Here is a 13,795-nt window from a genome sequence, read left to right as displayed (position 1 = left end):
CTATATTCATAAGCCCTCTTTAATACGGTATGTCATCTCTTTAAGCATATCATCTGTCATGCCCGGATACACGCCAATCCAAAATGTATCATTCATAATACGATCCGTATTATCAAGCGTTCCAACCACCCGGTATTCCTTATCACCTGATCTTATCTGATCAAAGCATGGATGCTTTAAAATATTGCCTGCAAACAGCATTCTGGTCTGAATTCCATGCTGTTCCAGATATTGAACAAGCTTTGCTCTACGACCTCTTTCTTTGCATGTAATACAAAAGCCAAACCAGCTTGGATCTGCATGCTCTGCAGCCTTTGGCAGGATCAGCTGATCACCTGTATCTTCCAATGCATCAGATAAAAACTGAAAGTTATGTTTACGCTTCTGAACAAACTCAGGGAACTTAGACAGCTGTGCACATCCGATAGCAGCCTGCATATCAGTAGCCTTAAGATTATAGCCAAAGTGTGAATACACATACTTATGATCATAACCTTCAGGAAGTTCTCCTCTCTTCCCGTCAAAACGATGACCACACTCATTATCGTGTCCCGGAGGGCAAATGCAGTCTCGTCCCCAATCGCGCAATGAACGTATAATCTTATTAAGAAGGGGATTGTCTGTATATACTGCTCCACCTTCTCCCATAGTCATGTGATGGGGGGGATAGAAGCTTGATGTTCCGATGTCACCAATGGTACCGGTATATTTCATCCCATCGCCCATATCATATCTGCTTCCAAGAGCGTCGCAGTTATCTTCTATTAGCCACAGATCATGTCTGTCACAAAAAGCTTTGACAGCCATAAGATCAAAAGGATTACCAAGAGTATGCGCTATCATGACAGCCTTAGTCTTATCCGACAGAGCCTCTTCAAGCATAGATACATCTAAATTGTACTGGGGAATCGTAACATCTACAAAAACAGGAACTGCACCATATTGAATGATAGGTGCGATCGTAGTCGGGAATCCTGCTGCCACAGTTATAACTTCATCGCCGCGGCATATCCTCTTATCGCCAAGAAGCGGTGATGTAAGAGTCATAAAAGCAAGAAGATTAGCCGAAGATCCGGAATTAACCAGGGATACAAAACGTACCCCAAGGTATTCTCCAAACTTTCGTTCGAACTCTTCAGTATATCTTCCGGATGTAAGCCAGAATTCAAGAGAAGAATCGACCAGATTCACCATCTCATTATGATCGTAAACTCTTGATGCGTATGGAATCCGGTCTCCCTTTTTATAATCTTTCTTTGTATGATATTTATCACAATAGGCTGCAACTTCTGCTAATATATGCTTTCTTGCTTCCTCTTCATTCATGTTTTCAAACATTTATTTTCAACCTTCACGACTCAAAATTCAGGAAATGGATATTTAGTCTTATCTTCTACGCTTATCTCTTCGCCAATCTGAACCTCTATGATCTGCATATGAGTTGAAGCAATTACGCTATGCTTACTTCCCTTTGGAAGTCTTACAACGTCTCCAGCTGATACGTCGCGGCGCTTACCATCAATTATAACAACGCCTGTACCTGACATAACTGTCCATACTTCATCACGGTGTTCATGACTATGATAATTGAGCTTATGACCAGGAAGAAGTTCTACCCTTATAGTCATAGCATCTTCCTGAACATCAATTACAGTAAAGCTTCCCCAGGACTTCTCAGCATAACGGATATCCTGATGCATCTTCTCAACAAAAGGTTTAATATAGCTTGACTGTGTCCTATCTGAAATAAGGATTCCATCGTTAGATGCAGCAATGATCATATTGTTAAGACCCATTCCAAGGATAGGAATATTAAGTTCATTAACTATATTGCTGTTATTAGATGTCTCGTCCATCTGAGCATTGCCAATGATGCGGTCAGGCATCTCTTCTGCAAATGTATTCCAGGAACCTATATCCTTCCATTCACCCTTATAACGAACAACGCCAATCGACGTCTCATGCTCAACAACAGCATAGTCAAAGCTTATCTTACGAGCATCTTCATAGTGAGCATTAAGATCATGATAGTCTGTAAAATCAAGAAGCTCATGAGCCTTATCCATAAGATATCCAAGTCTGAAGGCAAAAACTCCGCAGTTCCACAGCGCACCCTGTTCAAGGTAAGTCTTAGCTGTTTCAAGGTCAGGCTTTTCCTTAAACTCTTTAACTTCACTTATAAGGCTTTCTTCCTTAGGAATTATATAGCCATATTTCTCACTAGGATAAGTCGGTACTACGCCCATAAGGTTTAGGTTAAAAGTACCTTCTTTAACCATCTTCTCGAGCTCGTGGAAGCACTGAAAATAGTCCTGATCAACATAAGGGTCAACCGGACATACGATCACAGCCTCATCATCACCAACATTCTTGGTGTCATGAAGGAAAGATGCTGCAAGCGCTATAGCAGGGAATGTATCTCTTCTTGTAGGCTCAACGCAGATTGAAACCCTATCTCCAAGCTGATTGCGGATAGCAGATACCTGCCTTTTACTTGTAGCTATTGTTACATCTGCTGACGGATCAGCAGTCTTGATCTGGCGAAAAACCCTCTGCACCATTGATTCAAGTTCACCCTCTTCAGTTCCATGGAACATCTTGATGAACTGCTTACTTCTAACATCATTGGAAAGCGGCCAAAGGCGCTTTCCGCTACCACCTGAAAGTAAAACTATATGCATAACTTATTAACTCCTTATGATCACTTATTACCCTGTTGAATTTGTTTTAGTAATATAAAAACAATTATCTGATTTAGTCCATACGACATTATATTACAAATCGTAATACATTCAAACTCTACGACTATCATTGTACCAAATTGCCATAACTAATTGAATGGGCTATAATCTTTATGCTAATATATCGTAATTCACCACAATTCAACTTCTATTTTGCTATATAAGTATTGCAGCCTGCGACATCATCGCAAGTTGCCGGAAAGGATTATATATGGAAAAATTAGCTATAAATGGCGGTACACCAGTCCGCACAAATAAACTTTTTTATGGCCGTCAGTGGGTCACAGAAGAAGATGCTGAAGAAGTTAAGAAAACCCTTCTTAGTGACTATATCACTTGTGGTCCTAAGGTAGATGAAGCAGAAAAAATGCTCTGTGAGTATACAGGAGCAAAGTATGCTGTAGTTGTAACAAACTGTACCGCAGCACTTCACCTTGCAGCTACTGTTGCCGGTATAGGTAAGGGTGATGAACTTATAACCACTCCCCTTACATTCATGGCAAGTGCTAACTGTGCTCTTTACTGTGGCGGAAAACCTGTATTTGCAGATATCAATCCTGATACCTACAATATAGATCCTGATTCCATAGAGGAACATATCACACCTAATACTAAGGCCGTAGTAGCAGTAGACTTCACAGGTCAGGTTGTAGAAGCAGACAGAATAAGAGAAATCTGTGCCAAGCATAATCTTGTATTCATAGAAGATGCTGCACACTCTATCGGTTCAAGTTATAAAGGCCGTATGGTTGGATCGATTGCCGATATGACATGCCTATCCTTCCATCCTGTTAAGACTGTAACCTGCGGAGAAGGCGGTGCGGTTCTTACTAACAACAAAGAATACTATGAAAAGCTTTTACTCCTTCGTTCTCACGGAATGGAACATGATGAAAGCAAGATGCTTGAAGGCCCTCATGAAGGCATATGGTACTATGAGCAGCAGATGCTTGGCTTTAACTATCGTATGACAGATATTCAGGCATCTCTTCTTTGCAGCCAGCTCAGAAAGATTGATTCATTTGTTGCAAGACGTAAAGAGATAGTTAAGAAGTACGATGAAGCCTTCAAAGATATCCCTGAGATAATCGTCCAGAAGAACATTCCTGAATCAGATACATCCAGACATCTGTATATCATACAGCTTGACCTTGATAAATTAAACTGCACAAGAAGACAGTTCTTTGATGCCATGAGTGCTGAGAATGTTCAGTGTCAGGTTCACTATGTTCCTGTATACTGGTTCCCATACTATAAGAGCCTTGGTTATGAAAAAGGCCTGTGTCCTAATGCAGAAAAAGTGTATAAGGGAATCATGAGCATACCGCTCTATCCAAGACTTACAGACAACGATGTCGATGATGTAATACATGCTGTTAAAAAGATAGTTGAAAATTACAGAAAGTAAAAAACAAAGGATGGCTGATGTATCAAAACGATTCAGCCATCCTATTTTTGTTGAATAAAAAAGTTATTAATCATTCAAAATCATATAGCACTGATTCTTTATCATAATATAGTAATAATCCATATCGCCAAACATCTATCTCAGCACATGTTATTATAGAAGACTCAGCTTCAGGTTTCGCAATTCTTACTTCTGTATCATTCGACTCTTCAAGCAATTTAAAATTATTTCTTATCGTTCCAGCCCACTGAATCGCATCACCAGACTTTACAGCAGCATAAGCTGTACCAGATGTATAATATTGACAGCTTCCAGATATTATTATTACAAATGCAGCTGCTATTGTAGCTCCAGCAATCAAAAAAGAATACATCAATGAAAAATCATGTCTAATACCAAACCAATCAACCACTTTTACATATACCCATCCACAAAGATATGTAACAGTCACCAATAGCAAAACTATATACACCAAATAAATAAAATTTTGTGTTCTGAGAACCTCAGTCTCATCTGAAGTATATATATTAGGGGCCCACATAGCAGAAAACAGGCAGTATTCCGCGAGGATCAAAAGTAAGGGAAGTCTAAATTTAAAATCAAACTTATCTACCAGCCTTTTCACGACAATCATGGCAAAGGGAATTCCCCACACTATAAACAATAACGATGAAACACTTATAGTCCAATCAAGGATATTATCAAATCCTGTCGAAAATGATTTTACTATGGTCTCAACTATACCATTAGAATTTCCGCCCATAGCCTCCATACGGATAGCATTGCCAGGAGCAAGGAAGTTGATCATAGCTCCAACAAATAAACATAGTGATTCCGGTATAACTGCGATCAAGATCTTATCAACCCCATTCCTATGATCACTAGCTTTTTTATTACCTTCTATGCCATTTTCTGTTAACCTTGCTTTAAATAAAATCATAACTCCCAGAAATAAAAGCATATATGTCTGAACTATCAGTGCAGCCAGTACTGTAAGATTATTACCTCCGGCAACAAGAACCGCTAACAAGCAAAGTACAATTTGCTTTCTTTGGCTTACTATTCCTGAAGCTAAAACTTTGATGTTACACGTAATCATAATAAGCCACAGCGCATATATTCCAGTATAGTGGATTGCTCCATTATACCAGGTGAAAGCTTCTGCAGGCTGTTTAATGCACTGAATGGAAATCATCAATATCAACAGAGTAATGCCTGAACTTATATACTTATCCAGTTTTAGTATTCCTGAAACAAAACTATTGACCATATAGAAGGTAGATAATCCCAATATAGCTATCATAAGAATCGGAACTATATGATAAAATTCCTGATTCCACAGGCCAGGTTCAAGCGCCATCAAAAAAGCTGATGTATAAGTTCCTTGCCATGTTGTGTAATAGTAAGGAACTGTTTTTAATGCAGCCCATATTACAGCAAAAAAATTATGTGTGCCCGCCCAGGCGCCATGCGTAAAACAAGCATATGAGAAGTCATCCGCCTGCGCATAAATATATGGAGACAACGAAATGATAGGGATAAGACTAAGCATAAATGCAATAGCCAGAATAATTGTTAAATTTTTAAGTAGTCTCTTCATAATAATCCTATTCTTGTGTTTGGTATCAGGATTTAATATATCATGTACCTATCATAATTATTGAATATCTGGCTTTACTTCTTTTAATACAACACTGCCATGTGTAGCATTAAATTGGTCATAAGAGGTGTTCCAATCATCATAAGAATCATCTTCTGCATGACTCTCAAGACCATAATTATGAGTAAGGTATTCACCTAAATAGTGAGTAAGTTTAGTAGCACCCTGTATGTTGACATGATCAGAATCGAACATGTCTGTAGCATAGTCAACTACAGAATCTTCCATAACTGTAAAATCAATGAAAGGTATATTGTATTTTTCAGCTGTTACAGATGCTGCATTTATTCTCGCCTGTTTTTCTTCACTGTTCACTTCAGGAGAATGAACAAATACAACCTGTATACCCTTTTCCTGGAGTTCCTCTACAGCCTTTTCCAGATACATTACACCTTCTGTCTCTGTAGCCGCCATATCAATACGATATTCATATTCAGGTCTTTCAAAAACTGTATATTCTGAATTTGCAGCGAAACCTCTTAACTTAGAATAACTATTCGAAAAGTCATCCTCAGTCAGTTCGGACCATCTGTCGTGGTAAAGTATAAAGTCAAAAAGAAGTTCTTGTCTTGGATCTGAAGGGCTTAGAACATCGTATACAGCTTCTATCTTGGTCAAAGTAAGAGGAAATCTGTCCCACGCATTATGTACACTATACATATCCTTATATTTTTCAGTCTGCCCATATTGACTGACTTCTATTACAACCACCTTAGGACTACTATATTCAAGAGCATTCTTTATCGTCCAGTATGTCACTGGTAATCTCTCTGATGTATTACCAAAATTATAGGAAGTAATCCCATATTCATTCCAGAGTTGAAGCGGATTTACCATAAACTCCATGTTACTGCTTCCGAAAAAAAGAACATCAAAATCATTGTTCTCTCTAAAAAAACCTTCATACTTGATATAGGTATCTTTTCTCTCCAACACCCTTGATGCATATAGAACCATTATTACAAGCAGCAATACTTCAATTACTACTTTAACAAAAGCCTTTATCTTTTTTGAATTCATATTTTAAAAGCCTCCATAAATGAAGTCAGCGGCATTATAAGATGATCCATATATTCCCAAAATCAATGTTACCATTATGACACCTGCAGTCAGCACATATCTGAAAAGCCACGGCTGCGCAGCGATATGCTCACGTATCCGCATACCGTTTTCCTGTCTCACGCTGACAATATACCAGATAATAACTCCTATACCAACAACAAAGAAATCTTTGTATGAAAGATCATAAGATTCAATGTCTGTAATAACCCGATACCATTCGAAATCGTGGATTATCTGGTTAAATAGCCTGAGAAAGCCTGTGAATGATCCTGTAATGGTGAACATTTCGCCAATTGAGATCAGAATCCAGGTACGTGCTCTTCCGAACAGTTTCATTGAATAGCTGTCCCTGTTTAAAGAAAAACACTTATTCAAATACCCAAAGAATGGTTCAAATATCTGGGCACACGCCATAATGAAGCCATGCCATAATCCATAAGCAATATAGGCGAAGCTGACTTCATGCCAAATACCTATCAGCAAAAACGTTATAACAGAAACAATACCTGCAGGGACCGTCTTCCCTAAATGCTTATTCTTCTTTGAAAGCTTTGAAGAAAAGTTCGCATATGTTTTAGTAAGAGCAAGCGGAAAGAAAACATAATCCCTTATCCAGTTACTGAGTGACATATGCCATCTATGCCAGTAATCACCAATTGTTGTGGCAAAAAATGGTCTCTTGAAGTTTTCTTCCAGGCATATTCCGAACATTTCTGAGATTCCTCTTACCATGTCAATTCCACCTGAAAAATCCGCGTATAATTCAATATTAAATAAAAATACTGCAATTATAACGATGGATCCGGGAGGCGCATCAGTGAATTCGGTAACCTTGCTGACAAAAATAGCCAATCTATCTGCTATAACCAGTTTTTTAAAGAGTCCCCACAAAAAAAGCCAAAAGCCTGATCTAATCTGTTCAAAATCAAAATCATGCCTTTGAAAAAACTGGTTATGCAGTTTAGAAAACCTATTAATTGGGCCTTGAATAATCTGGGGGAAATACGATACAAAAAGTAAATAGTGAAAGAAATTTCGCTCCGCTTTTACCGTTCCTCTGTAGACATCGATCAAATACCCTATTGACTGAAATGTATAAAAGGACATTCCAAGAGGAAGTATCAACCAGTCAAATGCAAAAAACTTTTTACACTTGAAAACCATTAACATTCCAAAAGCAATTGCAGCTATGATAGATAATAGAAGGATTTTCTTTTGTGATACCTTAGCTTTAAAGGCCTTCTTCTCTTCTTTGGTCCAATTTTCTTTGTTTTCTTTTATCTTAGCCTTCTGAAAGTCAGCAAGCTGTTCCATCTTAATTGCACCAAAATAGGTCATAACCGTTGTCACAACTAGAAATGCTGAATAACGCCAGTCTACATATAAATAAAAAGCTATACTTCCAACCAAGAGTACAAGCCACTGATATTTTTTAAACAGGAAATAATACGCAAATAAAAGGATGGTTACAAAAAGCAAAAAAGGAAAAGAATAAACCATTTTAAAAAATCTCCAATCAACCACTTAAGTATGCTTACTCCAAAAAAACGCCAAGCGCATTCTTAAAGCTTGACGTTTTTATTATTATATCATTATCATATCGCTTTGTCATATGATTCAGTAACTGTCTGCAAATAATTGCAACCTATAATAACATCGTTCATTTTAATCAAATAGTATAATATACTTATATCATAATAAAATCTCCGGAGGTTACATCCATTTGAATAAAGACTCGAAAAATATAAAAGTTCTTATGATTGGTCCCGACCGTAGCGTTCAAGGGGGAGTATCAGGCGTTGTAAACAACCTGTATGAAGCCGGTCTTGATCAGAAGATCGCACTTCGCTATATAGGTACTATGGTTGATGGCAGTAAATTTAGAAAGCTTATAAAAGCCATTCAGGCTTATATCAAAGTAAGCATGTGCATAAAAGACTATGACATACTCCATGTCAATGTTGCCGCTGATGCCAGTTACTATCGCAAATCCCTGTTCATGAAGCTTGCATTAAAACACAAAAAAAGACTTGTGATACATCAGCATGGCGGCGATATAAACAGATTTTATGGAAATAATCTTAAGGGAGCAAAAAGAGATGAAATGGTAAAGCTGTTTAATGCCTGTGATAAATTCATCGTTCTTACAAAAGCGCAGTATGATTTCTTCCGTCATATCGTAGATAAAGAAAAACTCTGCATACTTCCAAATACAATAAAGATTCCTGATTACGATATTAGTTCCAAAGACTATTCAAACAGAAATATCCTGTTCCTTGGAAGAATATGCAAGGATAAAGGAATAAACGAGCTTCTGGAAGCTGTTAACAGCTTAAAAAACAAGTATCCTGACCTTCATCTTACTCTTGCAGGCCGCTTTGAAGAACCTGAGTTCAAAGAAAAGATTACTGCTGATCCCAAGCACATATCAGCACCGGGCTGGATCACAGGATCCGCTAAAGAAGACCTCTTAAAAAGTCACTCCATATTTATCCTTCCATCTTATTTTGAAGGAATGCCACTGTCTCCAATTGAATCAATGGCTTATGGATGTGCGACTATCGTGACTAAAGTTGGTGGTATGCAATATATGCTTGAAGACCAAAAAGAAGGACTTATGATCAAAAGTAAAAGCGCCACAGCTATAGAAAACGCTTTAGACCAGGTACTTTCAAATGAAAACTATAGAAAACAATTAGGACATGCAGGACGTATCCTTTCAGAGAAAAAGTATAATATAAATAAAACTGTAGATGAGCTTGTTTCAATCTATTCGTCTGTAATATAAATCTAAACAGCCTAAATGAAAAGTCTCCTCATAACTGGACGAGCCAGTTATGAGAAGACTTTTTACATCTTATCTTAAAAGTTCTTTAGACAACAATCCTTGAACAAATCGTATGCCGTAACCTACATGGGTTGTAAATATGCCGGCCATTGTCAGGATCCATACGCTAAAGCTTCCCGGTTTATGAATACTAAGAGCAAGCAGTACAAAGTATAAAGCCAATACTCCGCCATATATATACCAGATAAATGGAAAGAATATTGCAAGGATCGGTCCAAGTATAAGTCCAAGAACAAAAAGGCTTGGAACAAAGTAAGCAAATTTTCTCGATGTCTGTGGAAGCACCTTGGCAAAATATCCTCTGTGCTTAGCATAATTAGTAGCCTGCTTAAGGTGAGCCTTGAACATCCTTCTACGATGGTGATATACGAGGATCTCCGGATCGTAAATTATCCTATGACCTGTATTAACAATATCAAGGCAAAGCTTTGTGTCTTCACCAGGATAATAGTTTGAATCATAACCACCAATCTTCTTGAACAGATCAGCCTTTACGATAAGATTAACACTTGGAAGATCATCAACATCCCTTCTAGGCTCCGGAATATATCTATATGTATATCCGGCACTGCAAAGCTTAGACTCATATGTCTTACCCGATGCCTGCTGCCATATATCATCCTCAGGAGCAGTCACAGCAGGGCCTCCAACAGCACCAACATCACTTCCCTGAAGAAGCTCATATGCCTTTGTAAGCCACTGAGCTGCAGGATATGCATCATCATCTATGAAAGCGATATACTCACCCTTAGCATACTCAAGAGCCATATCTCTCTTCTCAGCAGGACCTGTCTCTCCACTTGGTATGATCCTCACTTTATCGCCAAGGTCTTTAAATACAGCTTCGTTAGCAACTGCATCATCTACATGATCAGGGAATATAAGTATCTCATAATCATCAAATTCCATGTTCTTGTAATGAGGCATGGCTGTACGGATATAATCGTTAATTTCTTTTACAGGTATAATAATTGAAAACATCATAATCTTGTCCTATTTCAAATTTTTAATCTTTATTATAACAATCATTTTTCTTTTTCAATCTTTGTTACAACACTTTTTTCTTTGTTTTTAATCAAATATATTGTAACAGCGATCATTATTGGCATTGACAACACTACCGGCAGCTGATACCTCATACCATTACATAGAGGAGATGCCAGACATACTAACAAATTTATAATGTTCGGTATCAGTATCACATAACCTTTACGACTTCTAATCCTAATGAAGAATGCCATAAGTATAATAGTCAGCCACATATAAAAACCTGGCATGGAAAGATATCTGATCAGTGGAAATACCATATTTACATAAATAATACTCTTCAATATCTGAATATTATCTAAATCCTGGCTACCATCTACTCCCATTTCAATCAGCTGAGACATAACATTTTCCATATCCTGAGTAGGCATATCTCCGTTTGCTTCTGCATTCTGTTCTATAGGAGACAGATATCCATAGTTCAGGCACATAAAGGCATCAAAATATACACCAGGATGCTTAAGTCCCATTTTAAACCATGTAAGAAAATACTTACCAAGATTTTCTTTTTGGACAAAAACAGTATTCTTTACTGAGTCAGCGCAAAATGGCTCGTATATTTCAGGCAGATTATAATAATCGTTAAAAAAGGTTCCCAAAACCGCCATCTCTTCTTCAGTAACTTCTCCGCCATATTCCTTAACATATCTTGCAGACTGCTGCATTGGAACACTAAGAGCTTCTCTGATATTAACCTTTTCAATTCCCATAGAATTGAACACAGGGCCATTCACAATGATAGATACTACTATTACAAATGCTGAACAACCCCATAGTAACCTGCGTATAAGTTTCTTCTTCATCAGGAAAGCCATCACTATCATTACCGGGATCACAGCATAAATTCCATTATTTCTCAGGAATACACAGAGAAGGCCTTCCACTGTCAATATAATGCAATCTTTAATTGAAACATTTTCTGTATCCAGACACATAGTGATCAGCTTTGTCAAAAACAGAAGTGTAAAAAGGCTATAGAAAAGATCCTTTTCATACCACTGCGCAAACATTCCGAAAATAGGAATTATTGCAAAGAACACAGCTATAGCATAGCAAACGATCCTGCCAAAACCAATTCTAGCCATTGTGTAAATACTATATCCTATAATGACTGCACCCACTATAGCCTGTACGAACAGATAAAGAAATACACCGTATCTTGGATTCTTAGTTATCCCCTTTCCAATATCAAACAATACTCCCATTATCCAGGTTGAAAGAGGAGGATGATGTGCTGACACGGAATCAAAATAATACTGACCAAGCTGTGTTACTCCATCACAGGAAACTGTTCCTGGAAATGCCATAACGATCCAAAACAGCCATCCAAGGAATATAACAACAGAAGATATAATAAATACATCTTTACAAGACGTATTGTTTTCTTTAATCTTCACCGATCCAAGGAATTTGAAAAAGCTCTCTATTGCGGCATAAAACAAAACTGTATATCCCAAGAATCTGAAAACAGTTATATAAGTCTGAAATGGATTAGCAAAAAGGGCTGATGTATCCTGTGTCAGCTTGTAGCTAAAACACCATATATAGAGAAATGAAATAAGAATAGAACTTATCAGCTCAGGTATTACTAATTTAAACTTATCATCACCAAATGCATATGTGAGAAGTGCGTATATACCAAAACATGACACTACATCAACTATATTCACAGTTGAAACAGAAAATGAAAATTTACTTACAAATTCCAGAAGTGAATTTTCAGTCTCTACACCTGTTACCATTACTACAGATGCATTAATTGCACAAACAACAACTATCGAAATGATCGCATAAATCAGCTTAATCTTTCTACCTGTCTTCACTTTATACCACCTTACGAGTATTATCTATTTTTTATATCAGCTTAGCAGATATCTTCTAAGCTAATAGTTCCAAACAATCTACTTACTTTCTAATCTATATGCCCGTTCAAACTTCTCGGCTATACTATCCCAAGTATATGAATCATGTATAGTCTTAGAAGCATTAGCTTTTATAGAATAAAGCTTATCTTTGTCTTTGACAAGTTCTGTAACTTTATCAAGCCATTCATCTGTAGAAAACGAATTACATATAATTCCATTTTCTCCATCTGATATAAGCTCTGATGATCCACCATTCACACTGCTAATAACTGCATTTTCAAAGAACATCGCTTCAAGAAGGACCATTCCAAATATCTCGTAATTAGATGGAAAGAGCATTATATCAGCCTTTTTATATGTCTGTGCAAGCGCCTTCTGCGGCGCTTTCTCGATATATAAAAATCTTCCAGTATCCTTTAAAGTCCTTATCTTATCCTGCAATGCTTCAACATATTCCCTGTCTCCAGAACCTACTACTGTACAGAAAGCATCTGGAACCGAATTAAGAATCAGCAGCATCAGATCAAAAAGAAATGGCGTATTACGCCTTTCTTCAAGTTTACCAACATAGATAATGTTAACCTTATCACCAGGCATCTGATCCGATATATCGTCTACTCCATCACCTTCAAAAGGCTTTGTATCAAGTCCCACGCCAACACTTATGACATTCTTAAAACCTTTTGACTTTAAAAAATCCGCCGCAAGAGGACTCTTTGTAAGACATGTAACTTCCTTCTTAGCCTTTTGACTAAATGAAAGGAACATAGAATCGAACACTGAGCACTTTAAGTTATATCCCCTATTGAACTTATCATAATAAGGTCCATGATATATAACTACCTTTTTATCATGAATATGAGAATATATCTTCCAACTCTGAATCTGGTCATATTCATGAACCTGAATAACATCATATCTTTCAATAATACTATTAAGTTCTTTGCCAAACAGGCCATTCTTGAAAAAGTTCCGACCGCGCAGATAATATATAGTAATCCCCTGCTCATATTCCTCTGTATAGCTCTCTCCCTCTTCAAGATAAAGAACTATACCGCATGTATGACCACGCTTAACCAAAGCTCGTGACAAGCCTATCTCCTGAACGTTATAACTATCAATATTAAGTTTATATGGCCAGGGTCTTACTAAAAGGATTTTCAT

Annotated in this window: 10 protein-coding genes; 2 read left to right on the top strand and 8 right to left on the bottom strand. The window is 37.3% G+C overall.

The annotated features are described in order from the left end of the window. Positions 1-6 precede the first annotated feature (6 nt). A complete protein-coding gene (rfbH, locus tag BMX21_RS13845) occupies positions 7-1,338 on the bottom strand; it encodes a lipopolysaccharide biosynthesis protein RfbH (protein WP_092045357.1) in 1,332 nt (443 codons plus the stop codon). 20 nt (positions 1,339-1,358) lie between these two features. Continuing rightward, complete coding sequence (locus BMX21_RS13840; RefSeq protein WP_027203418.1) at positions 1,359-2,681, bottom strand: sugar phosphate nucleotidyltransferase; 1,323 nt, start codon at positions 2,679-2,681, stop codon at positions 1,359-1,361. Positions 2,682-2,952: 271 nt separating this feature from the next. Between BMX21_RS13840 and pseC the strand changes: the two genes are divergently transcribed. Continuing rightward, the gene (pseC, locus tag BMX21_RS13835) at positions 2,953-4,149 is read left to right on the top strand and encodes a UDP-4-amino-4,6-dideoxy-N-acetyl-beta-L-altrosamine transaminase (RefSeq protein WP_092045355.1); all 1,197 of its coding nucleotides are present in this window, start codon (positions 2,953-2,955) and stop codon (positions 4,147-4,149) included. Positions 4,150-4,219: 70 nt separating this feature from the next. On the opposite strand, the gene BMX21_RS13830 is transcribed toward pseC, so the two are convergent. Genes BMX21_RS13830 through BMX21_RS13820 form a run of 3 tightly spaced genes read right to left on the bottom strand, consistent with a single transcriptional unit; the run spans position 4,220 to position 8,371 of the window. Continuing rightward, a complete protein-coding gene (locus BMX21_RS13830) occupies positions 4,220-5,749 on the bottom strand; it encodes a hypothetical protein (protein ID WP_092045352.1) in 1,530 nt (509 codons plus the stop codon). Positions 5,750-5,806: 57 nt separating this feature from the next. Continuing rightward, positions 5,807-6,829: a hypothetical protein gene (locus BMX21_RS13825; RefSeq protein WP_092045350.1), complete on the bottom strand. Its 1,023-nt coding sequence runs from the start codon at positions 6,827-6,829 to the stop codon at positions 5,807-5,809. Positions 6,830-6,832: 3 nt separating this feature from the next. Further along, positions 6,833-8,371 carry an MBOAT family O-acyltransferase gene (locus BMX21_RS13820; RefSeq protein WP_092045348.1) on the bottom strand — a complete coding sequence of 513 codons (1,539 nt, stop codon included), beginning with the start codon at positions 8,369-8,371 and terminating at the stop codon, positions 6,833-6,835. Between the two features lie 223 nt (positions 8,372-8,594). Between BMX21_RS13820 and BMX21_RS13815 the strand changes: the two genes are divergently transcribed. Further along, positions 8,595-9,659: a glycosyltransferase family 4 protein gene (locus tag BMX21_RS13815; RefSeq protein WP_092045347.1), complete on the top strand. Its 1,065-nt coding sequence runs from the start codon at positions 8,595-8,597 to the stop codon at positions 9,657-9,659. 69 nt (positions 9,660-9,728) lie between these two features. On the opposite strand, the gene BMX21_RS13810 is transcribed toward BMX21_RS13815, so the two are convergent. From BMX21_RS13810 to BMX21_RS13800, 3 genes are all read right to left on the bottom strand, one after another. After that, positions 9,729-10,703 carry a glycosyltransferase gene (locus BMX21_RS13810; protein ID WP_092045345.1) on the bottom strand — a complete coding sequence of 325 codons (975 nt, stop codon included), beginning with the start codon at positions 10,701-10,703 and terminating at the stop codon, positions 9,729-9,731. Positions 10,704-10,744: 41 nt separating this feature from the next. Beyond that, complete coding sequence (locus BMX21_RS13805; RefSeq protein WP_092045343.1) at positions 10,745-12,589, bottom strand: DUF6020 family protein; 1,845 nt, start codon at positions 12,587-12,589, stop codon at positions 10,745-10,747. A gap of 78 nt (positions 12,590-12,667) precedes the next feature. Then, positions 12,668-13,795 carry a glycosyltransferase family 4 protein gene (locus BMX21_RS13800; protein WP_092045341.1) on the bottom strand — a complete coding sequence of 376 codons (1,128 nt, stop codon included), beginning with the start codon at positions 13,793-13,795 and terminating at the stop codon, positions 12,668-12,670.

The organism is Butyrivibrio sp. TB (assembly GCF_900110805.1).
Taxonomy (GTDB): domain Bacteria; phylum Bacillota; class Clostridia; order Lachnospirales; family Lachnospiraceae; genus Butyrivibrio; species Butyrivibrio fibrisolvens_C.
Note: the sequence above shows the minus strand (reverse complement) of the source record. Positions and strands in the feature narration are given on the sequence as shown.